This is a genomic window from Thermoflexus sp. (genome assembly GCF_042408365.1).
Lineage (GTDB): Bacteria > Chloroflexota > Anaerolineae > Thermoflexales > Thermoflexaceae > Thermoflexus.
In genome coordinates this window covers 1-23406 of sequence record NZ_JBHOQJ010000007.1, presented here as the reverse complement: position 1 = coordinate 23406, position 23406 = coordinate 1, and the positions used below count along the sequence as shown (strand labels likewise).

The 23406-nt window shown below is 64.1% G+C and carries 18 protein-coding genes; 11 read left to right on the top strand and 7 right to left on the bottom strand.

From position 1 onward, the window contains the following. Positions 1-171 precede the first annotated feature (171 nt). From ACFMO5_RS00280 to ACFMO5_RS00230, 11 genes are all read left to right on the top strand, one after another. The gene (locus ACFMO5_RS00280) at positions 172-1209 is read left to right on the top strand and encodes a hypothetical protein (protein WP_376790772.1); all 1038 of its coding nucleotides are present in this window, start codon (positions 172-174) and stop codon (positions 1207-1209) included. Between the two features lie 232 nt (positions 1210-1441). Next, a complete protein-coding gene (locus tag ACFMO5_RS00275) occupies positions 1442-2458 on the top strand; it encodes a 30S ribosomal protein S1 (RefSeq protein WP_376790771.1) in 1017 nt (338 codons plus the stop codon). Between the two features lie 230 nt (positions 2459-2688). Further along, complete coding sequence (locus ACFMO5_RS00270) at positions 2689-4941, top strand: DNA translocase FtsK (protein ID WP_376790770.1); 2253 nt, start codon at positions 2689-2691, stop codon at positions 4939-4941. A 395-nt stretch (positions 4942-5336) separates the two neighbouring features. Next, positions 5337-7112: a transcription termination factor NusA gene (gene nusA / locus ACFMO5_RS00265; RefSeq protein ID WP_376790769.1), complete on the top strand. Its 1776-nt coding sequence runs from the start codon at positions 5337-5339 to the stop codon at positions 7110-7112. Positions 7113-7117: 5 nt separating this feature from the next. Next, positions 7118-7765: a Uma2 family endonuclease gene (locus ACFMO5_RS00260; RefSeq protein WP_376790768.1), complete on the top strand. Its 648-nt coding sequence runs from the start codon at positions 7118-7120 to the stop codon at positions 7763-7765. 77 nt (positions 7766-7842) lie between these two features. Beyond that, a complete protein-coding gene (gene rnpM, locus ACFMO5_RS00255) occupies positions 7843-8127 on the top strand; it encodes an RNase P modulator RnpM (RefSeq protein ID WP_376790767.1) in 285 nt (94 codons plus the stop codon). A gap of 374 nt (positions 8128-8501) precedes the next feature. Beyond that, complete coding sequence (gene infB / locus ACFMO5_RS00250) at positions 8502-10289, top strand: translation initiation factor IF-2 (RefSeq protein ID WP_376790766.1); 1788 nt, start codon at positions 8502-8504, stop codon at positions 10287-10289. A 524-nt stretch (positions 10290-10813) separates the two neighbouring features. After that, positions 10814-11287 carry a transcription elongation factor GreA gene (gene greA, locus ACFMO5_RS00245; protein ID WP_376790765.1) on the top strand — a complete coding sequence of 158 codons (474 nt, stop codon included), beginning with the start codon at positions 10814-10816 and terminating at the stop codon, positions 11285-11287. Between the two features lie 9 nt (positions 11288-11296). Next, positions 11297-12826 carry a lysine--tRNA ligase gene (gene lysS / locus ACFMO5_RS00240; RefSeq protein WP_376790764.1) on the top strand — a complete coding sequence of 510 codons (1530 nt, stop codon included), beginning with the start codon at positions 11297-11299 and terminating at the stop codon, positions 12824-12826. A gap of 29 nt (positions 12827-12855) precedes the next feature. Continuing rightward, positions 12856-13368 carry a Mut7-C RNAse domain-containing protein gene (locus ACFMO5_RS00235; RefSeq protein ID WP_376790763.1) on the top strand — a complete coding sequence of 171 codons (513 nt, stop codon included), beginning with the start codon at positions 12856-12858 and terminating at the stop codon, positions 13366-13368. Between the two features lie 13 nt (positions 13369-13381). Further along, a complete protein-coding gene (locus tag ACFMO5_RS00230; RefSeq protein ID WP_376790762.1) occupies positions 13382-14176 on the top strand; it encodes a hypothetical protein in 795 nt (264 codons plus the stop codon). Positions 14177-14406: 230 nt separating this feature from the next. Here ACFMO5_RS00230 and ACFMO5_RS00225 read toward each other — a convergent pair whose 3' ends face one another. The 7 genes from ACFMO5_RS00225 to ACFMO5_RS00195 form a co-directional block, all read right to left on the bottom strand. Further along, positions 14407-16719: a sodium-translocating pyrophosphatase gene (locus tag ACFMO5_RS00225; protein WP_376790761.1), complete on the bottom strand. Its 2313-nt coding sequence runs from the start codon at positions 16717-16719 to the stop codon at positions 14407-14409. A gap of 157 nt (positions 16720-16876) precedes the next feature. Continuing rightward, complete coding sequence (locus ACFMO5_RS00220) at positions 16877-18010, bottom strand: metal ABC transporter permease (protein WP_376790760.1); 1134 nt, start codon at positions 18008-18010, stop codon at positions 16877-16879. Between the two features lie 89 nt (positions 18011-18099). Further along, positions 18100-18945, bottom strand: a complete 846-nt coding sequence (locus tag ACFMO5_RS00215) for a metal ABC transporter permease (RefSeq protein WP_376790759.1) — start codon at positions 18943-18945, stop codon at positions 18100-18102. Positions 18946-18979: 34 nt separating this feature from the next. Then, a complete protein-coding gene (locus tag ACFMO5_RS00210; protein ID WP_376790758.1) occupies positions 18980-19750 on the bottom strand; it encodes a metal ABC transporter ATP-binding protein in 771 nt (256 codons plus the stop codon). Between the two features lie 4 nt (positions 19751-19754). Continuing rightward, entirely contained in the window at positions 19755-20711 is a 957-nt protein-coding gene (locus ACFMO5_RS00205; protein WP_376790757.1) for a metal ABC transporter solute-binding protein, Zn/Mn family, read from the bottom strand. A gap of 63 nt (positions 20712-20774) precedes the next feature. Continuing rightward, a complete protein-coding gene (locus tag ACFMO5_RS00200; protein WP_376790756.1) occupies positions 20775-21668 on the bottom strand; it encodes a universal stress protein in 894 nt (297 codons plus the stop codon). Continuing rightward, positions 21668-23050 carry an Nramp family divalent metal transporter gene (locus tag ACFMO5_RS00195; protein ID WP_376790755.1) on the bottom strand — a complete coding sequence of 461 codons (1383 nt, stop codon included), beginning with the start codon at positions 23048-23050 and terminating at the stop codon, positions 21668-21670. Before ACFMO5_RS00195 ends, ACFMO5_RS00200 begins: the two co-directional genes overlap by 1 nt. Positions 23051-23406: the final 356 nt, after the last annotated feature.

Genomic DNA, 23406 nt, shown 5'->3' with positions numbered 1-23406 from the left:
CCGGGCGCCAAAGGCGCCCGGCTCGCCCCCAAAACCCCTCTTCGCCAGGCGGTCGGATCATCCACACCCTTCGGGGAGATCATCTCTGTCCCTTAAGCGAAAATGGAACGCGCCCGTGAGGTGAGAGGGCTTAGGGTGGGGGCCAGGCGTGGGTTATGGGGAGCGGGAGGGGTGGCGCTTTTCCTGTTCGCGCTGTCGTTGATGCGCGCCGGCGCATCCTATCTGACCCCGATCCTGGCCGAGGCAGGCAAGCTTCCCTCCCCATGGCATAGCTTAGGGGTGGGCTGGCTAATGGCTTGCCTCGCGCTCAGCGGTTCCCCGGTAGCGGCGGCTGCGGTGAGCCTCCAGGATGCGCAAGTGCTCTCTCCCGCTGCCGCCCTCACCATGCTCACCGGATCCCGGGTGGGAGCTTCGTTTGTCCTGTTCGTCATCGGGCTGAGCTATGCACTGCGCCGGGGGCATCCGGGGAACAGCCTGAGCACCGGATTCCTCGCCTTCTGGGTGACGGTCACGACCTATCTTCCGGCTACGGCGTTGGGCCTTCTCATGCTTCGTTATGTTCCGGTCCGGTGGATCGCCCGCGCGCAACTGCCTTTCCTTCCTGCGCTGCTGGAGCCGGTTCGTGGGCTCGTTCGGGTCGTCGAGCAGATCCTGCGAAGGGGCGTGAGCGAACTGTTCGGGAAGGCCGCGCCGGAGAGCGTGATCGGGGTCTTGCTGTTCCTGGTGGGATTCTTTCTGATCGGCCTCGCGCTCCAGGCCCTGGAGCGCTCGGTTCCTGTTCCCCAGCTTGCGCGGGTGGAGGCAGATCCGCCGAAGGGTTCCCCGTGGCCGATGTTCGGCGCTGGGCTGGCCGTGACTGCTCTCACGATGTCGGTATCCGTCTCCATCGGGGTGCTGGTGCCCGCAGTGGCCCAGGGCTGGATTCGACGGGAGCGATTGATCCCCTACGTGATGGGGGCCAACATCAGTACGTTCATCGACACCCTGTTCGCCGCCTTGATCCTAGGGAACCCGCAGGGTATGGGGGTGGTGCTCACCGAGATCCTGAGCGTCGGCTTGGTCTCCGCCCTCCTCCTGTTGTTTGGCTACCGGGTTTATCAGGCGCTGCTGCTTCGGGTCCTCGAGTTGGCTATGGAGCGGCCTCCCCTCCTCGTCCTCTTCCTGATCGCGTTCCTGGGCCTTCCCCTGATCTTGCTGGGTTGGGGTTAATGACCCCTACAGTCCTCAGCATGGCGCTCCGGGGGACACTCCGTGAGGGGCCTGAAATGGGCCAGCCTTCCTCTCAATGGGGCACGGTTGCCCTGGGGAAGGAGAGCTTCGCTGGTTGCCTCGCTTCGGAGAGCAGCTATAATGTCAAACGGTGACGGGCCGTGCAGGGCCGCTGGGATGTCCCTTTGGAGGCCCTTTCCTTATGATCCTGGGGCAAGGAGGGAACGAGAGGATGCGTATCACAGAGCCTGGATATGTGCCTCCCTCAGAGGAGTACTGGATGGCCCTGATGACCCAGGGGGAGTTCGCGGCCTCCCCAGCCCCGGAGGCAGAGCCGGAGGAGATCTGGGAAGGCCTTGGGATGGGCCGCGGCCGCCCGATCCCGATGCCCAGCCCGGAGGATCTGGAGAGCGGAGAGCCGGACTGGCGGGAGGCCCGGGCGTTGCTGGAATCCGGCCAGCTTCTGAAGGTGACCGTGGTAGGCTATAACCGGGGCGGATTGATCGTCCAAGCGGAAAGGTTGCCCAGAGGGTTCATTCCGGCCTCTCATCTCCTCCAATTCCCCAACGCCCTGGACGGGCCCTCCCGGCAGTCCGCTCTGGCTCGCTATGTGGGCCAAACCCTTCAGGCTCGGGTCATTGAAGTGGACGAAGTGGGCGGGCGCTTTGTCCTATCGGAGCGGCTGGCCTATCAGGATCAGGCGCGCATCGAAGCGTTGCTCGCCGAGCTGCGACCGGGGCAGATCCGCCGTGGGGTGGTCACCAAGGTGACGACGTTCGGGGCGTTTGTGGATTTGGGGGGTTTTGAAGGGTTGCTGCACCTTTCCGAGATGTCATGGGGCCGGGTGATCGACCCGGGAGCCCTTGTCCGGGTCGGCCAGGAGTTAGAGGTTCTCATCCTGGACGTGGATCCGGCGGAGCGGCGGGTGCAGTTATCTTTGAAGCGCCTTCAACCCGATCCATGGGAAACCGTCGCTCAGCGGTATCAGGTGGGTCAGGTGGTGGAAGGGGTGGTGACCACGGTGACCCATTTCGGCGCTTTCATCCAGCTGGAAGAAGGGGTGGAAGGATTGTTGCATGTTTCCGAATGCGGGGATGAAGGCGTGAGCCACCCGCGCGAAGTGGTGCGCGAGGGCCAACGGGTGCAGGTTCGCATCATCCATATCGATCCGGCTGCCCGACGGATCGGGCTCAGCCGGCGTGGGTTGGCGAGCGCTTCGAAGAGCGGCGATGAGCACACCACTTCATGAACGAATAGGAAACCCCTCGCCTTACCAGAAGACGATGGGGTTGCGAGGTTAGGGATTGCGTTGGAAGCGCATGGCTGCTCCCTCTCCTCTGGCCGTAATCGAGCCCTTCAGCGCTTTGTCTTATGTTCTTTGTGGGTTGGGGGCCGCCATCGGTGGCCTCCAACTCACGGAGAAGGGGATGGATAGCTCCCCCCCACGCAAAATTGGATAGACAAAGGATCAGCCTCTAGATGAAACGGCGTGTTCGAACGGTCCATGCCCGTCCGGCTCGCGGCGAATCCCCCCGCGCCGGACGCGGCGGAGCCCAGCCTTCCCCTAACCTTCCGGAGTGGGTCCGACGTCTGGGTCCGCCCCGATGGCACGGTGTGCCCTCCTTCGGACGGCGGGAGCGCCAGGGGATCGCCTTGGGGTTGATCGGCCTGGGCCTGTTTTCGAGTTTGGTGTTGTTGGGCCTCAGCCCGGGCCGATGGAGCGATTCATGGGCTGGATTGTTGCGAAGCCTGTTCGGATGGGGGAGCTTGCTGGTCGCCGTCAGCTGGGTGGGGCTCGGGGTGTGGCTGTTATTGCGAACGATGGGTCGGGCGCCAGCGCCGAACGGATGGCGGATCCTAGCGGCAGAGGGAGTTTTGCTTGGCCTTTTCGGCCTGGCCCACGGGTTGGCCTTGCTGAATCGTGAAACCCCATGGGAGATCATCGAGCATGGGGAAGGGGGCGGAACGCTGGGCTGGCTGATATGGACGATAGCAACGACTCCCCTGGGGCCCGGGGTGGGGGTGGTCTTGTTGGTTCTGGTGACCGGGATCAGCGTGTGGTTTGCGCTTGCCCAATCGAATGTCCCCGCCGCGACGCCGGTGTCGAAGGCAGCTCCTACGCCCATATCCTCCCCTCCCATGCCGCCCAAACCGGCCCGGCCGGCACCTCGGCCTGTGCCCACTGAATTGAAAATCGTGACGGCCCCGACGCGGCGACCGGCTCGGGTGAAGCGCGACCGCCGTCTCCCGCCGTTGGATCTCCTGGAGGAAGATGAGCCGGCTGCGGTCTCGCCGGAGGAGATCCGCCAGAAAGCCACCATCATTGAGGATACCCTGCGGCAGTTCGGCCTGGAAGCCCGGGTCGTGGAGGCCACTCAGGGCCCGGCGGTCACCCAGTTCGGATTGCTGCCAGGTTATATCGAGCGCCCCGGACCGGAAGGGGAGGTGCGCCGTCAAAAGGTCCGGGTCGCTCAGATCGCCGCCCTGGCCAACGATCTCGCCCTGGCCCTGGCGGCCCCCTCCTTGCGGATCGAGGCGCCGGTCCCCGGTCGGGGCCTGATCGGCATCGAAGTGCCCAACCGACAGATCAGTGTGGTCCGCCTGCGGGGCCTGCTGGCTTCCCCCGAGTTCCGGAAGCTTGGATCGCCCCTGGCCATCGCCCTGGGCCGGGATGTGGCCGGCCGCCCGGTGGTGGCGGACCTCGCGGCGATGCCGCACCTTTTGATCGCGGGGACCACAGGCTCGGGGAAGTCCGTTTGCATCAACGCTTTGATCACATGCCTGGTGTATAACAACACCCCGGAGGAGCTTCGCCTGGTTTTGATCGACCCCAAGATGGTCGAGCTGGTGCGGTGGAACGGGCTGCCCCACTTGTATGGGAAGGTGGAGTTCGAAATCGAGCGCATCGTGGGCGTCTTGCGTTGGTTGACCCGCCAGATGGAGGAGCGCTACCGGCAATTTGCGGCCGCTGGAGCTCGGAACCTCGCCGATTTCAACGCTCGGGCGGAGGAGGCGGGGGAGCCCCGCCTGCCCTACATTGTGCTGTTCATCGATGAGTTAGCGGATCTGATGATAGCGGCGCCGGTCGATGTCGAGCGGACCATCACCCGGCTCGCTCAGATGGCCCGGGCGACCGGCATCCACCTGGTGATCGCGACCCAACGCCCCAGCACGGATGTGGTCACCGGCCTGATCAAAGCGAACTTCCCGGCCCGTATCGCTTTCGCGGTGGCCTCATCGGTGGACTCGCGGGTGATCCTGGACATGCCGGGGGCGGAGACCCTGCTGGGGCGCGGGGACATGCTCTTCCTACCCCCGGATTTGGGGAAGCCGGTTCGGGTTCAGGGCGCCTATGTCTCGGATGCGGAAATCGAGAGCGTGGTCCGTTTCTGGCAGGAGCGTTATGCAGATGAGCGGCCGGAGCCTGCTCCGTGGGAGGGGATGGTCACCCCTCTGGAGGTGGGGAGCGGTCGTTCGGTGACCCGCGGCGAGGTGGAAGAGGAGGATGAGGAGACCCTCCTACGGGAGGCCATTGAGATCATCAAGCGCCACCGAGGCGCGTCCACCTCTTTGCTTCAACGAAAGCTTCGCATTGGTTATCCCAAAGCGGCTCGCCTGATCGATCGGTTGGAGGAGCTCGGAATCATCGGCCCGCCGGAGCCGAGCGGTCGCCTGCGTCCGCTTTTGGTGCCGGACAACTGGGAACCGCCGCCGGATTGGTTCCGTCGATAAATCAACTTTTGTTTTGAGGGTATGCGGTGGAGAGAGCGAATCGCCTCGCCCCCTGGATCCCCCCTCCGCACAGCCTAAGGGGCCGTGCGGAGGGGGGATAGCTTTTGGGGGCGGGCCGGATGCCAAAGGCGCCCGGCCCGCCCCCAAACCCCAATCAAATATGGAGGGAGCGCGGGGCGGTGTTGATCGTCTTGACGTCTCCTCCCATTGCGTTTAAAATGTAAAGTGGAATTCGGGATTCTTGCTTGGCATGCTTTAAATCGCTGTGAGATCTCACCAACGAGGTGGATTCAACACAGGGGCGCAAGACTGCGCCCCTGTGTTGTTCCTAGAGGGCAAGCTGCGGGAGATTCCAAAACTTTTCATAAAATTATTACGACACAGGGAGCAATCGGATGGCGAAGAGCGAGCTTCTGCTGGCTGTGAATCAGATCGCCGCCGACCGGAACCTCCCCCGAGAGGTCGTCCTGGAGGTCCTGAAGGGGGCGCTGGCCACGGTGTTCCGCCGGATGACGGATGTGGGGAGCACCCAAGCGGTCGATGTGGAGATCGAGCTTGAGACTGGCCAGGTCCGGGTCTTCCTCCAGAAGACGGTGGTGGAAACGGTTGAGGATCCTCGCCATGAGATTTCTCTGGAGGAAGCCCGACGGATCCGTCCGGATGTTCGGGTGGGGGAGACGATCCGCTTGGACGTCACGCCGGCGAATTTCGCTCAACGGATCGCCGCGCAGAATGTGCGGCAGATCATCCTGCAGCGCATCCGGGAGGCCGAACGGGACTATCTCTATCGCTATTTCTCCGAGCAAGAGGGCGAGATCGTCCATGGGGTGGTTCAGGCCATTACCCCTCATGGGGCGACCGTGTTGCTCGCCCAGGGGCGGGCGGAGGCCATCCTCCCTCGCAACCAGATGATGCCCGGGGAGAAGCTCCAGCCCCACCAACGGATCCGGGCCTACCTGGCGGAGGTGCGACAGACGCCCCGGGGGCCGGAGCTGATCCTCTCCCGGACCCACAAGAACCTGATCCGGCGCCTGCTGGAGACGGAGGTGCCGGAGATTTATAACGGCTTGGTGGAAATCAAAGGGATCGCCCGGGAGCCAGGCCAACGCACCAAGGTGGCGGTGGCCGCCACCCAGCCCAACATCGATGCGGTGGGGGCATGTATCGGCCAGCGTGGCATGCGGATCCAGAACTTGGTCCATGAGCTGGGCGGGGAGAAGATCGATGTGATCGAGTGGCATCCGGATCCTGCGGTCTTCATCGCCAAGGCCCTAAGCCCGGCCCGGGTGCTCACCGTGCATCTGTTCGAGGAGAAGCGCTCCGATCGGACCGCCCAGGTGGTGGTTCCCGATGACCAGCTCTCCCTGGCGATCGGGCGGGAGGGCTTGAACGCCCGGCTGGCTGCCCGCCTGACGGGGTGGCGGATCGATATCCATAGCCTGACGGAGGCCTTGGAGCAATGGCTCCCCCGGGTGGAGGATCCGGAGTTGCAGGAACGAATGGGGATGGCGGCCCAACTGATCCCGGTGATGCGTGAAGCGCTGGCCCGTCACAAAGCGCAGGCAGGGCTGCCCTGGAGCGCCGAGGAGCTCCGGGATGCCCGGGTTTTCCTGGAGGCGGCCTATCAGGCCTATATGGCCTGGCGGGAGGCCGAGCGGGCCCGCCGCAAGGCCCGGAAAGAGGCCCGGATGGAGGCGCCGGAGGTCCCCGCAGAGGCCGCCGAAAAGACAGCCGAGAAGGCGCCTGTCCCGACGGAGGCTGAACCGATTCGCGTGGAGATCGCGGCGTCGATCCCTGAGTCGACGCTGGAGGCTGAGCCCATCGCGGAACGCCCAGAACCGGCTCTGGAGTTAACAGTGCAGGAGTCTATAAACACTCCAGCCGAGGAGGAAATGGCGGCGATGGAGGGTCAGGAGGGCTTGCACCTGGAACCGGAGGTGGAGTTCTCAGAACCCTCCCTTCCTATGCCGGAGCCCGTAGTTCCGGAGCATGAGCCGGTGGAGATGGGAGAAGACGCGGAGGATGAGGAGGAAGAGGAGGAGCTCCGGCGGCGCAAGAAGGCGGGGAAGGGCAAGGAGCGTCGGCGGGTTCGCTATGAGATCGACTACGAGGATGAAACCTGGCTGCGGCGGATGCGTGGCGGCCGCGTGCGGGACTGGCTGGAGGAGTGAAAGCGATGCATGTGATGGTGGTGGATGAGCGAAAGGAACCGATCGCCGGCCCCTATGTGGTGCGGATGGGGGGCTGGACGTTGGAGCGCTATCTGCAGGAGGCTCCCGAGGATCAGATCTGGGAGTTTGTGCACGGAGAGCTCATCATGCACTCGCCCGCCACCGCAGAGCATCAAGATCTCGGCGGCTTCCTTTACTGGCTCCTACGGGGCTATTGTGAAGCGAAGGGATGGGGCAAGGTCCTGACAGGTCCAGCGGCCCTTCGGGTGTTGCCGGACGTGATACGGGAGCCGGATGTATTTGTAGTGCCGCCGGAGGAGGTGGAGAAGGTGCGGGGGGTACCTCTGGAGGTGCGGCCGGCGCTGGTGGTGGAGGTGACCAGCCCTGCCACGCGAGGGATGGATCTGGGGGAGAAAGCGGCCGAATATCGGGAGGCGGGGATCCCGGAGTATTGGGTGGTGGATCATGAGCGGCGAGAGGTGGTGGTTCATCGGATAGCGGGTGCGGAGAGGGAGGTGGTGCGGATGCGGGAGGGGACCCTGATCGGCCAGGCGGTGCCTGGCTTCTGGCTGGAGGTCGAATGGCTGTTCCAGGAACCCCTGCCTCCGGCCGAAGCATGCCTGCGACGGATTCTGGCCGCCGAAGCGGCGTAAACCATAAGGAGCGAAGCCGGATGCCTTTACAAGGGCGGAGCTTATGAGCTTTCTCCCCGAACCCAGGTAGAACACCCATGGCTCGGAGGCATATCCCTCAACGCACATGCGTGGGTTGCCGGCAGGTGCAGGCGAAGCGGGAGATGATCCGCATCGTCCGCACGCCGGATGGACGCGTGGAGATCGATCCGACAGGGAAAAAATCGGGTCGTGGGGCCTATCTGCACCCGCGTCGTTCCTGTTGGGAGCGGGCCCTGAAGGATGGGCGCCTGGAATATGCCCTGCGGATCGAGGGGTTGCGGGAGGAGGACCGGATGGCGCTGGTGGCCTATATCTCGACCCTGCCGGAGGATGAGGCGTGATGGGGCTCTGAAGGGGCGGGAAGGAGCCATCCGACCTGCATAAGCAAGCCAACCATCCTCGACCGAATCCGCCGGCACGGTCGGCCCAGGCCACCGTGCCGGTTTTTATTCACATAGGGCCACCCCTTGTGGGTGCCTCAGGGCAGGCACAAGGCCCGCCTCTACGTCCTTCCCGTGTCGCAGGGGCCCCATTGCAATCAAGGGAAGGGCATCCCATCGGGTTGGGTTGCCTGATCCACCCAGACGGGCCGTGGAGGAGGGATCAATTTCATTTGGGAGGCAAGCTGGGCGCCTCCGGCGCCTTGCTTGTCCCTAACCCCCACAAGAGAAACCCGGTCGATGAAGCATTAAAATACCGTGTGAGGAGGCATGGAATGCGACAGAACGGGCAGAAGGAAATCGAGATCCCGGCGAGCATTACGGTGCGCGAGCTGGCCGCGCTGATGTCCGTCAGTCCTATCGACGTCATTAAGGTCCTGATGCACAACGGCATCATGGCCAGCATCAACCAGCGCATCGATTACGAAACCGCGGCCCTGGTCGCCCATGAATTCGGCTTCGAGCCCCGGGAGCAGCGGCCGCCTGAAACGGCGGAGGAGGAGGGCCCTTCGCTGCTTTGGGAGCGTCTTTATGCGAAAGAGGATCCTTCCAAGCTGAAGCCACGGCCGCCGGTGGTGGTGGTCCTCGGCCATGTGGACCATGGGAAAACTACCCTGCTGGACGCCATCCGCCGCACCAATGTGGCCGCCCAGGAGGTGGGGCAGATCACCCAGCGGATCGGCGCCTATCAGGTGGAATACAACGAGCGCAAGATCACATTTCTGGACACGCCGGGCCATGAGGCCTTCACCCAGATGCGCGCTCGGGGGGCTCAGGTCACCGACATTGCCGTCCTGGTGGTGGCGGCCGATGACGGAGTGATGCCCCAGACCCGCGAAGCCCTGGCCCACGCTCGGGCTGCCCGCCTGCCGGTCATCGTCGCCCTCAACAAGATCGACAAGCCTACCGCCAACGTGGAGCGCGTGATGAGCCAGCTCTCGGAGTTGGGTCTGGTTCCCCAGGAATATGGGGGAGACACCATTGTGGTGAAGGTCTCGGCCAAGCAACGCATCGGGATCGAGGAGCTTTTGGAGGCGATCCTGCTGGTGGCGGAGACCCGGGAGATCAAGGCGAATCCGGATCGCCCGGCGGTAGGCACGGTGATCGACGCGCGGGTGGATAAGCGCGGCCCGGTGGCCACCCTGCTGGTGCAGAACGGCACGTTGAAGCAAGGCGATATCATCGTGGCCGGCGCGACCTATGGCCGGGTGCGCGCGATGTTCGACGACCGCGGCCGCCCATTACGGAAAGCGCCTCCTTCCACGCCTGTGGAGGTCATGGGGCTATCGGATGTGCCGGAGGCGGGGGACCTATTTGAAGTGGTGGAAAGCGAGCGCCAGGCCCGGGAGCTGGCCGAGCGCCGTGCGGCCGAGCGCCAACGCCAGCGCCAGGTCCGGCGGATGAGCTTGGAAGACCTCTATCACCGTATGCAGACGGGCAAAGTTCGCGAGTTCAACGTCATCGTCAAGACCGATGTCCAGGGGTCGATCGAACCGATCATCGGGCTTTTAGGGCGGCTGGTGGAGAAGTATGCGAAGGATCAGCTCCAGCTGAACGTTCTCCACGCGGATGCCGGCGAGGTCAGCGTCTCAGATGTAACCCTGGCGGCGGCCTCCGAGGCGATCATCATCGGCTTCAACGTTTCGGTGGATGCCGCCGCGAAGCGGCTGGCGGAGAGCGAAGGGGTGGATATCCGCCTTTACAATGTGATTTATCACATCGAGGAGGATCTGGAGAAGGCCCTTAAGGGCATGCTCGCCCCCACCATCCAGGAGCGGATCCTCGGCCACGCGGAGGTCCGCCAAGTGTTCAAAGTGAAGGGAGGACAGGTGGCCGGGTGCTACGTCCGGGATGGGGAGATCCGGCGGAACGCCATGGTGCGGGTCCTACGGGGCGGCCAGCGGATCCATGAAGGCCGCATCGCCTCCCTCAAGCGCTACAAGGATGACGTCACCGAGGTGCGGGCGGGTTACGAGTGTGGTATTGGGCTAGAAGGGTTCCACGATTTCGTCGAGGGCGATGTCCTAGAGTGCTTCATCCGGGAGGAGATGGCCGCAGCGTGAACAGGAGCGCATGCCGAACAGGAACATGAGCGCCGGAATGCACGTTTGTGGGGTAGATCGTGAGGGCAAACTTCCTGTTGGGCCTTTAAACCCCTTGGGATCGATTGAGGGCGCAAGGGCTGGGTTGGGGATCCTTGGCCCTCAGGGGGGCTTTGCTTGTTTAGGAATCCCGGGCATGTTATAATAAGTGGGCACGAAGGCTGGCTAGTGCTTTGTCCGTTTTATTTTAATTTGAGGTTTGCTTAGGCTGGGCCGGAGGTCGAAGGCCCCTGGCCCAGCCTAAGGGAAATCTTCTCTCCCCTCGCCGCGGTGAGGGGGAAGAAAGGGGGGAGGGGTGATCGGCCTCTCCGCTTCATATCCTCAAAACTAAAGTGGATGAAGCAATAGAACGGATAGGAGATCCCTATCATCTGATCCGGGATGAAGCAATAGGGCGCCTCTTACAGGCGCTCTTTCTGTTTGTGATGCTATTGGGGGCTGTGGACGGTTGATTTTCTTGTCAAAATTTCATCTTGCGAGGCTCTATGAGCGAGCAACCGATTTATCTCACCCGTGAAGGCTACCAGAAACTCCTTGAGGAACTGGAATACTTGCGCACGGTCCGGCGCCAGGAGGTCGCGAAGCGATTGAACCTGGCGATGGACGAGGGCAACTACGATGAGAACGCGGAATACGAGGCCGCCAAGATTGAGCAGGCTTTCGTAGAAGGCCGGATTATGACCCTGGAGTCTATGCTCCGCCGGGCGGTAATCATCGAGGAAACCACCGGCCCCAAGACCTTCGTCACTCTGGGGAGTTGGGTGACGATTCAGGAGGAAGGCGGCTCCGCCATGGAGCGCTACCAGGTGGTGGGCTCGGCGGAGGCGGATCCCGCCCGCGGGCGGATTTCTAATGAATCTCCCTTGGGACAGGCCCTTCTGGGCCATCGGGTGGGGGATGTGGTCACCGTCAACGCCCCGGATGGTGTCCTGCGTTTTCGTATCCTCCGCATCGAATAGGTTCCCGGCATGGCCCTCTTTCGAGAGATCGTTCGCCGCCGTCTGGAAAAGGTTGCCCGACTCCGTGCTCAGGGCATCGATCCGTATCCGCCTCGCTCCCGGCGTACCCACACCAGCGCCCAAGCGATCCGGGCGTTCCTGGCCGTCGAGAACGGCGAGGGGAGTGTGGAGGCCGTGGTCGCCGGACGCCTGACAGCGATCCGTGCGATGGGGAAGGTCACTTTCGCAGACCTCCACGACGGCGACGGTCGCCTCCAGTTGTTCCTCCGTTATGATGATCTGGGAGAGGAGCGTTACCGCTTCTTCCAGGAGTTCTTCGACCTGGGGGATTTCATCGAAGCGGAAGGAACAATGATGCGCACTCGGACCGGGGAGATCTCCCTCCGGGTTCGGGATTTCCGCATGCTGGCTAAGTCGATCTACCCGCCCCCCTCTCGCTGGCACGGTCTGAAGGATGTGGAGACCCGTTATCGACGGCGCTACCTGGACCTGATGATGAACCCAGAGGTCCGGGAGGTCTTCCGCACCCGTGCGGCGCTCATCCGGGCCATCCGTGCTTTCCTGGACGCGCGGGGGTTCATCGAGGTGGAGACGCCGATCCTGCAGCCGATTTATGGCGGAGCCTCCGCCCGCCCCTTCATCACCTACCACAATGAGCTCAAGCAACAGCTCTACCTGCGGATCAGCTTCGAGCTCTACCTCAAGCGTCTGCTGGTGGGGATGTTCGAGCGGGTCTATGAGATCGGCCGCGATTTCCGCAACGAGGGGATCTCATTCAAGCATAACCCTGAATTCACCCAGATGGAATGCTATGTGGCCTATGCGGATTATCAGGAGATGATGCGGCTGACCGAGGAGCTGGTCGCCTTCGTCGCCGACCAGGTGCTGGGGCGCCGCACGCTGGTCTATCAAGGCCATGAGATCGACCTCACGCCGCCCTGGCGTCGGATCCCTCTTCGCGAGGCTATCTTGGAGTTCGCTGGGATCGACATCGCCCAGCACCCGACTCGTGAATCCCTCGCCGCAGCGATGGCCGCCCGCGGCGTCGAGGTGGATCCCCGTGCCAGCCGGGGGAAGCTGATCGATGACTTGATCTCCCGGTTCGTGGAGCCCAATCTCATCCAGCCCACCTTCGTTTACGATTACCCGCGCGAGATCTCTCCCTTGGCCAAGGCCCGTCCGGATGATCCGGAGACGGTGGAGCGGTTCGAAGGGTTTATCGGGGGGATGGAGATTTGCAACGCGTTCACGGAGCTCAACGACCCGCAGGATCAGGAGCAGCGCTTTCTGGAGCAGGGGCGGGCCCGGGAGGCTGGGGATGAGGAGGCGCATCCCATGGATGAGGATTATCTGGACGCGATGCGGTATGGGATGCCTCCGAACGGCGGCCTGGGGCTGGGGATCGATCGCTTGACGATGCTGTTCACCGATCGTCGATCCATCCGCGAGGTGATCCTCTTCCCTCATCTTCGCCCTAGGGAACGGCGCCTGGATGAGGTCGAATTGGAAGAACTCGCCGAAGGCCAGGAAGGATCATAAGCTCTCCGTTGACCCATCAGGGGGCTACGATGACTCCGCCGGAGAACCCTCGTTCCGCCCGCTTTGTGGTCGACACGATGCTCGGCCGCCTGGCGAAGTGGCTGCGGATCCTGGGCTACGACACCCGTTATGACCCCGCTCTCGATGATGACGCTTTGTTGCGCATCGCGCAGGCTGAGGGTCGCATCCTGCTCACTCGGGATCATGCCCTGGCGCGGCGGGGCGGGCCCTATGCGTTCCTGGTCGATCACGAGGACCTCATCCTTCAGCTCCGGATGATTCGAGAGCGTTTCGGGGAGCCTGCCGACGCCCCGTTCTCCCGTTGTCCCGTATGCAACACGCGTTTGACCATCGTCTCCCGGGAGTCGGTGGCCCTTCACGTGCCGACCTTCATCTGGCAGCAGTACGAGCGTTTCCATCGCTGTCCGGAGTGCGGTCGGATCTACTGGCCTGGCACCCACTTCGAGCGGATGCGCTCTGTGCTGCGAGCTTTGGAGATCCATGACATTGAGATTGAAGATGGCCAGGGCCTCAGAGCGTGATTCGGAGGCCCGGATGCGGCCAGGCGGGCGCAGGGGCTTTCCTCTCCTTTTGTTGTTTGGAAAGGGGGAAGCTACGCTGACTCTGATCGCTGCGCTGATGGCCAGCGGTGGGCCGCCCTCTGGGCCTTGGCTGATGGGCGCATGGCTGCTGGCGGAAGGGGGATGGCCAGCGCTGCGCTGGTTGTTCCTCGAAGCCCCATGGGGGCCGCTTCCCCCCTCGACGCTCCTCGGCTCACCACCCCTGCCTTATCTGCACCCGGGCAGCCTGGCGGATAGATTTCTCCGAACGATGGGGCGGCTCGCTGATGGGATCTCCCACCGCGCTCGGGAAGTTCCAGGGTTCCTGGGCGCCCTGACGACGGCCCTCCTCGCCCTCGGAGTGGGGATCGGGCTGGTCGGGAGCATCGGAGGATGGTTGACGCTTGGGGCGGGGATCGCGCTGGCCCTCGCGCGGCGCCTTGAGCGTCCGGGCGTCCGCGAGGGAGTCGAAGGGTGGACCGTGGGGACGTTCCCGTGGTGGCTGGGGCTTGCAGGTGGAATGCCTTCGATGCCCGCCCTGCTCGTGGGAATTCCGATTGGGCTGGCGTGGATGGGGTTCGAGATCCCGCAGGCCCGATGGATCGCTTGGCCGCTCTGGACGATATGGGCGGTGGCCATCGGCCATGGGCCCGGCGCTTATGGGTTGGCTTTAATCGGCTTACTGTTGGGGGAAGAGCGGATTGGGGGTTCCCCCCAGGCGCGGGGGCTCCTCTGGGTCCTCGCGCTGGCCATCACCGCCTGGATCCTGCGGACGCAGCCGATCCCATAACCCTGGAGGATCGAGGAGGGTTTCCTCAGGATGTCGACCGCTCGGGCACTTCAGTGTGTGTGAGACCACAAGGAGCCCTCATCGATCAAGTAGCGTGTGGAGGGCGCTCCTCCTCTCCGACGCCAAGCGAAACTGAGAACCCGTGAGCGATGTTCCCAGCAAGAAAACGGGCGCTAAAGCGCCTGACTGAGCACGAAAGGCGCCTTAGCGCCCGCGGTGAACGACCTCAATCACTGCCCCGATCCCGAGGCCGGGGCACCGGCCAGCTCTGGGACCTCTCGCTTGCTCTGCCAGACCACCCAAGACAGGACAGCCAGGAGGATGACGATCGCCACACCGATGGCCAGCAGCGTCCCGGTCGTGAGGGCTCCCCGGAACTGGACGATGATCGGCGCAGCCAGCACCGAGACCAGGTTAACAGCCTTGATCATCGGGTTGATGGCCGGGCCTGCGGTGTCCTTCAGCGGGTCGCCCACGGTATCGCCGACCACGCTGGCCTTGTGACGCTCACTTCCCTTGCCCAGGTTGCGGGCCGGGTCCCGTGGCTCGTTCTCCACCCGCTTCTTGGCGTTGTCCCATGCCGCCCCGGCGTTGGCCATGAAGACCGCCAGCAGCTGCCCCACCAGGATGGAGCCCGCCAGGAAGGCGCCCAAGGCTTCGACCTGGAGCACCAAGCCCACCACCAGCGGCGTGGCCACGGACAGCAGGGCCAGGGAGAGCAGCTCCTTCTGGGCGGCCAGGGTGCAGATCGAGACCACACGGGCGTAGTCGGGCTTCACCGTGCCCTCCAGCACCCCGGGGATCCGGAACTGGCGTCGGACCTCCTCCACGATCAGGGTGGCGGCGCGGCTCACCGCCCGGATAGCAAAAGAGGAGAACAGCCAGGGCAGCGCCCCGCCCAGCAACAGCCCCACGAACACCAACGGATGATCGATCCGGATCCCGATATCCTGTAGGGTTGGGCCTTGGCCCAGCTGGGCCTGGACCTTGCTCACGTCCGTCAAGTAGGAGCCGAAGAGGGCCACGGCGGCGATCACCGCAGTGGCGATGGCCAGGCCCTTGGTGGTGGCCTTGGTCGTGTTGCCCACCGCATCCAGGTCCGCCAGCACTTCCTGGGCCGACTCCTCCAGCCCAGCCATCTCGGCGATCCCACCCGCGTTATCGGTTACCGGCCCGTAGGAGTCCATCCCCACCACGTTGCCTGTGAGCATCAGCAGCCCGATCCCGGTGAGGGAGACCCCATAGAGCACATACACCGGGGGCAGGCCCCAGTAGATCACGGTGGAGGCGGCAATGGTGAGGGCGATGACCACGATGGCCCACACGGTGGATTCGTAGCCCACCGCCAGCCCGCTGAGGATGGTCGTGGCTGGCCCGGCGCGGGTCGCCTTCTCGATCTCGCTCACTGGGGCCCGCTCGGTGCTGGTGAAGTAATCCGTGAGCCGCTCGATGACAATGGACAGAATCAGCCCCACCGTCGTCGAGGCCACCACCCGCCAGTCCTTCGCGTAAAGCAAACCGATGGTCCCGAAGCCAAGGAAGGAGAGCACCGCTCCGATGAAGAAGCCCCGGCTGATGGCCCGCAGGGCATCCCCCCGGCGGCCAGCCACGCCGCCCACTGTATAGGTGCTGAGGATGGAGGCGATCACCCCCACCGCGCGGGCCAGCAGCGGGAAGATAATCCAGACCATGGAGTGGTTCGGGTCGATCGCGCGGACGGCCAACCCGAGGATCATCGCGGAGACCATGGTCACTTCATAGGACTCGAAGATGTCGGCAGCCATTCCCGCGCAGTCCCCGACATTGTCCCCTACCAGATCCGCCACCACCGCGGCGTTGCGGGGGTCATCCTCAGGGACATCCATCTCCACCTTGCCCACCAGATCGGCCCCCACGTCCGCGGCCTTGGTGTAGATGCCACCGCCCACGCGCATAAAAAGCGCCAGCAATGTCCCACCGAACCCAAAGCCCAGCAGAGCGTCCGGGGCGGCGATGCCGAAGATCAGGAAGATAATGGAGCCGCCCAGCAGCCCCAGGCCGTTGGTGAGCATCCCGGTGATGGTGCCAGCCCGATAGGCCAGGCGCAGGGCCGCTTCATACCCTTGGGTGCGAGCGGCCTCCGCCACCCGGATGTTTCCCTGGACCGCCATGCGCATCCCGAGCTGGCCCACCGCCAGGGAGAACCCCGCACCCAGGATGAACGCTGCTGCCCGGCCCAGCCCCATCACCAGCCGCAGCGTGTTCTCGTCCAGCTGGGGGAAGACCTCCCGTGCCTCCGGCGAGGGGGGGACGATATAGATGCTCAGGAAAAGCAGCACGCTCAGGAGGCCCATAAAGGGGAGGATGCTCATCAGCTGTCGGCGCAAGTAGGCCTCCGCCCCCTCCCGAATGGCCTCCCATACCTCCTGCATCTTCGGCGTGCCCTTGGGATGACGGATCACCTCCGTCCGGAGGATCCATGCGAAGATCAGGCTGATCACAGCCACCCCAAGCACGCTGAGCACCGCATAGAACTCAAACGGCGTGAGTCCATGCCAGGTCATTCGCGCACCTCCCTAAGGGATTCCCATAAGCGGGGAATGTGAGGAAAGACGCAATCCCATTCTACAAATTCCAAAAGGAAGGGTCAAGGGGAAGCATATAAAGGTCGAGTTGTCCGCATTCGCAAAATCGTCATATCATCCTCGCCCTTCAGGGAAATTACCTGGCGAGGAGATCCCCACCGCTGGCTTCTAACACCTCCCGCGCAGCCTGACGGCCCGTTTCGGTTAACTGAAGCAAATCGCCTTTCCGCACGACCCACCCGGCTCGTTCTGCCCGACGGATCACTCGCTCCGTGAAGGCGGGGTCCCAGCGGAGGTGCTCTGGCAGGCTCGGGATGGCGTTCTCCTCGCGTTCCGTCTCCGTCCCCTCGTGGCTCAGCAGATGGATTGCGAGCATCTGTTGGGCCAGGAGCTCGCGTTGCTGGGTGGCCTGACGGATCTGGACGATGAGCCCCCGTCCCGGTGCCATCAAGAAGGCAAGGGCGAACAGCACTCCGCCGATCACCGCCATGGAGCCGGCGATCGAGAGATCCAAGGCGGCGGCCAGGCCATAGCCGCCCAAAGCCATGGCCACCCCCAGGAAGGCCGATAGCCCCAGCATATGGGTCAGGCGGTCGGTGAGGAGGGAAGCGGTGGCCGGGGGGATCACCAGCATAGCGACCACCAGGACTACCCCCGCCACATCGAAGGCGGCGACCACGGTCAGGGCGGTCATGCCCATCAGCAGGTAGTGGAGAACGGCCGGTCGGAAGCCGAAGATCGTCGCCAGGTCCGGATCGAATGTGGAGAGCGCGAGTTCCTTGTAGAAGGCCAGGATCAAAATCAGATTCAGGAGCAGCAGCCCGCCCATCACCCAGGCCCCCCGCGGACCCAGATCCCATCCGCCCCATGCCAGGCGATCGAAAGGCGTAAAGGCCAGCTCCCCCAGGAGGACGGCGTCGAGATCCAAATGGATGTTCCCCACTCCACGGGCGATCCCGATTACCCCCAGGCTGAACAGGGCGGGGAATACGAGGCCGATCGCCGCATCTTCCTTCACCCTGCCGGTCCGCCGCAGTGTATCCACTGCCAGGGCGGTGAGCACGCCGGTCCCGGCCGCGCCGATGACCAGCCATGGAGAGCGGAGGTCGCGAACGATCAAGAAGGTCGCCACGATCCCGAACAGGATGGTGTGGCTGATGGCGTCCCCCACCATGGCCATGCGGCGCAGGATCAAGAAGGCGCCGGGCAGCGCACATGCCGCCCCAGCCAGGGCCGCCACCAGCGTGATCTCAAGTTGAGGCGTCAGCACGGTCCTTTCCTCCACACCGTTTCGTCATCCGCATCAGGCGGCAATGCTTACAACCTCGGCGCGTCCGGAGGCGCGCCCTCCAATTCGGTTCACATCGGGCTGCGCCGCGGCGTGAGCAGGAGGGAGAGCAGGGCGATCCCGGAGGCACACAGGGCGATCGTCGGGCCGGTGGGAAGCCGGCCGATCCAGCTGCTGAGCCAGGTCCCTAGAAGCCCGGAGAGCGCTCCAAACCCGGCCGCCAGGATCACCATCCGCTCCAATCGATCCGTCCACTGACGGGCCGCCGCCGCCGGGGCCACCAGCACGGCGCTCATCAACACCACGCCCACCGCTTGGAGCCCCAGGCTGATCGCCAGGACGATCAGGGTCGTGAGCAAGGCGTCCAGGGCCGTTACCGGTAAACCGATGGCGGCTGCGAAGGCTGGGTCGAAGGCCAAGATCTTGAATTCCTTCCAGAAAAGGAAGATCACGAGCAGAATGAAACCAGCGGCCAGGGCGATGGCCGCCACGTCCCGTTGCAGCATCGTGGCGGCCTGCCCGAACAGGAAGCGCTCCAGGCCCGCCTGGGCCGCGGTCGGGCGCCGCTGGGCGATGGTCAACCACACGATCCCAAGTCCGAAGAAAACCGAGAGCACCAGGCCCAAGGCCGCGTCCGGCCGAATCCGGGACCGGCGGGGGATCAAGACGGTGAGGAGCGCTCCGAGCCACGCGCTGAGGGAGGCCCCGGCAAGCAAGAGGGGGAGATCCCGGCTTTCTGTCAGCAGAAAAGCTAGGACAATTCCGGGCAGCGCCGCATGGCTCATGGCGTCCCCTAGCAGGCTCTGGCGGCGAAGCAACGCGAAGGTTCCCAGGACACCCCCTACCGCCCCGATTAGGGTAGCGCCCAGCGCGACCACGCGAAATGTGGGATCCATCCACCCCGATAGCCCAATCATCCCCTTCGATCCGCCCCGATCCTGGGGTTCGATTTCACAAAACCAACAGCGCCCGTTCTCCATAGGTCTGGCGCAAGAGATCCCCGGTGAAGACCTCCGACACCGGCCCACAGGCTACGGTGCGCACGTTCAAGAGGGTCACCCAGTCGAAGTAGAGGGGGACCGTCTGGAGATCGTGATGCACCACGATCACGGTGCGCCCGGCCGCCTTCAGGCCCCGCAGCACCCCCACCAAAGCCTGCTCGGTGGTCGCATCCACGCCGGCGAAGGGCTCGTCCATCAGATACAGCCACGCGTCCTGGGCCAGAGCCCGGGCGACGAACACCCGTTGTTGCTGGCCCACGGAGAGCTGGCCGATCTGGCGGTGGGCCAAATGATCCATCCCCACCTGAGCGAGGGCTTCCATCGCCCGCTTTCGATCTTGCACCCCCGGGCGGCGGAACCAGCCCAAGTGACCATATCGCCCCATCAACACGACATCCAGGACCGTGGTCGGGAAATCCCAATCCACCGCGGTTCGCTGGGGGACATAGGCGATCCATCGTCGAACCTCAACCGGGGGGCGTCCGAAGATCGCGATCGAGCCGGAGGCCGGCCGGACCAGGCCCATGATCGTCCGGAGCAAGGTGGTCTTCCCGGCCCCGTTCGGGCCCACTACGGCCATCAACACCCCTTGGGGGACCTGCCAGTCCACATCCCACAGGACCGGGCGCTCCCCGTACATCACCGTGAGATCCGCAACCTCGATCGCTGGGCCGTTCACTTGGATAGCGGGCTCCGCAGCGGCGAACGGAACATTCGGCATCGGCTCATTCTCCCTGTAGGGCTTGGACGATCGTTCGGACGTTATAGCGGATCATCCCGATGTACGTGCCCTCGGGCGAGCCCGGCTCGCCCAGGGCATCCGAGAAGAGCGGGCCGCTCACCCGCACGGACCACCCTCGGGCGCGCGCGGCCTCCTGCACGGCCTCCAGATATCGCACAGGGACGCTGGTCTCTACGAAGATCGCCCGGATCCGACGCCGAGCGAGGAACTCGGCCAGGGCCTGCACGTCGGCCAGGCCCGCCTCGGAGGCGGTGCTGATCCCCAGCAAGCCCCGCACCTCAAATCCGTACGCCCGACCGAAATACCCAAAGGCATCGTGGGAAGTGACCAGCACCCGTTGCTCCGGGGGGATCCGGGCAACCTCAGCGCGGACCCAAGCTTCCAGGGCCTCCAGCTCCCGCTGGTAAGCCAGGAGGTTGGTCTGATATTGCGTCGTGTGGGCCGGATCCAGATCACTTAGCGCCCGGGCCGCCGACTCCGCCGCTTGCTTCCAGAGGCGCACCTCGAACCAGATATGGGGATCGGGGATCTCACCCTCCAAATAGAGAAGCTGGTCGGAAGGGATCGCCTCGCTCACCGCCACCGCGGGGACCCAGCGGGCCATCCCAGCCAGCACATCCCCCATGCGCGCCTCGAGGTGTAGACCGTGGTAGACGATGAGGTCCGCCCGCATCAGCCGCCAGACGTCGCTCTCCCGGGCCCTATAGAGATGGGGATCCACTCCTGGTCCCATCAGGGAAACCACCTCCACCCGGTCGCCGCCGATCTGACGGACCAAATCGGCGACCAGGGTGGTGGTGGTCACCACCCGGATGCGGCGTTGGGCCAGCTCCGCGGCCACGGCCCGGCGCTCCACCGGGGCGCAGGCGATCAGCCCCCACAGCCCCAATCCCAAAAGGAGAATCCATCCGTTTCGTCCGATATCTGGTTTCCATTTCATCCATCACATCTCTTCGCAAGCTCCACAGAGGTCAGCCCCCGCGCGCCCCGTGGGAGCTGAATTTCAAGGCGCTGGGACCATCAGGACCGGGCCATAGCTGGCGGATAGGACCCGAGCCGAAATGCTCCCTTCCCATAGGCCGGCCAGCCCATAGCGACCCCGCGTGGTCATCGCTAGGAGCACATCCCGCCCGGTCCGCTTCGTCAGTTCAGCGACCGGGTCGCCCCGAGCAACCTCGTAACCCGCTTCCAGCTTGAACTCCGCCTTGAGCCGTTCGGCAATGCCCTGAAGGTAGCTGGCCGCCGCCTCGGCCTCCAGCTCGAGCATAGCGGCTGTTGCAGTGGGCAGGAAGGTCGCCACCGGCCGTTGTTCTGGCCCGAGGGCTCCGACGGAGGGCACCACGGTAATCAGGTCCATCGGCAGGCCACAGCCGGCAGCGATCTCAGCCGCCAAGGGTAGGACCGCCTCACTGGCAGACGTTCCGTCAAGGGCCACTACGATGCGGCGGATCGCCTCCGGCGGGCCGCCGGGCGTTTCCGGTTTGACGAGCAGAACCGGGCAGCCCCGCTGGACGATCTGATGGGCGATGCTGCCCAGCACCCAGCCTCGCAGTCCCCCACGGCCGTGGGTGCTCATCACAATCAGATCCCCTGCCTGCTCCAACCGGTGGGCGGCGATGGCTGCAGCGACGTTGGCCTCGGGTCCAATGTGGACATGGATCCTGACGCTCAGGTCGGGGGCCTTCAACCGGGATGCGATCCCTTCCAAGTAGGCCTCCGCCTCAGTGGCCTCCCGCAGGTGGGGCTCCCCATGGACCCGCTCCGGCGGCCGCTGCTCGACGACGTGGAGCAGGACCAATTCCGCTCCCAGTCGCCGGGCCAGAAAGGCCGCCAGCCCGAGTGCGGCCTCGGCAAGGCCGGAACCATCTAGGGGCAGGAGAAGGCGTCGGATACCCATCAGAATCCCCTGGTGATCGTCTGATAGAGCAGGAATAGATTCAGGCCGATGATGAGGGCGGCCACGACTACGGCCAGAATGGTGGTCAGGCGGGAGTTCACCAAAGGTCCCATCAAGTCCCGACGCTGGGTGAAAATGATCAGGGGGATGAAGGCGAAGGGGATGCCGAACGAAAGGACCACCTGGCTCAGCACCAGCGCCCGGGTCGGATCGAGGCCCAGTCCAATAACCCCAATGGCTGGGGCCATCGTGACCAGTCGGCGCAACCAGGTCGGGATCTTTCGACGCAAGAAGCCCTGCATGATCACCTGACCGGCCATGGTGCCTACCGTCGACGAGGAGAGGCCCGAAGCAAGCAATGAGACAGCGAAAACCGTGGCGGCCAGCGGCCCCAGGAGCGGCTGCAGTGTGAGATAAGCATCGGTGAGCTCCGTCAGCTGGCGGTAGCCGCCTCGGTGGAAGGTTGCGGCGGCCATGATCAGCATGGCCCCGTTGATGAGCCCGGCGATTCCCATGGCGAGGACGACATCGATCACTTCATAGCGGAAGAGGGTCCGCCGGGCGGCATCGGTCCGAACCACCAGCCGCCCCTGGGTGAGGGCCGAGTGAAGGTAGATCACATGGGGCATGACCGTCGCCCCAAGGATGCCCACGGCAAGAAGCACGCTCTCAGTATCTGTAACCCGTGGTTGCACGATCGCGAGCCCGATCTCCTTGAGATCCGGATGAGCGAAGAGGCCGATCTCAATAAAGTAGCAGAGGGCGATGATCCCGACAAAAAAGATGATTGCGGCCTCCAAGGGCCGAAAGCCGTAGTGTTCAAGGCTCAGGATCATAAAGGCCAGCACCCCGGTGATCAGGGCTGCCGGCCACATCGGGATCCCGAAAAGGAGGTTCAACCCCAGGGCTGCCCCCAGGAACTCGGCCAGGTCCGTGGCCATGGCCACCAGCTCGGCGACAACCCAGAGGAATAAAACCAAGGGCCGAGGAAAGTGGTCCCGGATGAGCTCCGGCAGGCTGCGACCGGTCGCAATCCCAAGCTTGGCCGAAAGCGCTTGAATCAGCATGGCCATCAGATTGCTCATGACAACGACCCAGAGCAGCATGTAGCCATAGCGGGCGCCGGCCGAGATATTGGTCGCGAAGTTCCCGGGGTCCATGTACGCCACGGAAGCCACAAAAGCGGGGCCCATGAAGGCGAGGACTCGCTTCCAGAAAGGAGGGGTGATCCGACCCAACAGGATCCCTCGGATCAGGTTACGGGTTGCGGCGTCGTCCACCAACCGCCAGCGGCGAGGCAGGCGGGCCGGCTTCGGCGCGTCGGCCTCGTGATCCGCCCGAGCGTTCCTCCGCTTTTGCCTGATGTCTTGCCTCCGATCCATCCCTGGCCTCTCCCCGCAAACATCCTAGCAGATCGCGACGATCTGTTCCATATTTTAGGTAAGCCTAAAAATACTGTCAACATGGATCGACATCATATTTCGTCGCGAACGGGGGCGGAGCTTGTTAGGGGGGACGGGGGATCGAAGCAGTCGTTGGGGTGGCGCTTTCCCTCACCTCCGGTACCATGGAAAGATGAGTTCAGCGGCTTTCGTCTGGACGACGCCCAGATAGCTGCGGCTTCTTGGTTTTTGGGATATGCAGTGGGGAGACCAGCTGCCTCTCCCTGCGACCCAAGAGGCTGCAGGGAAAGGAGAAAAAAACCCTTAGGGGGTTGGGGGCCGCCTTTGGCGGCCCC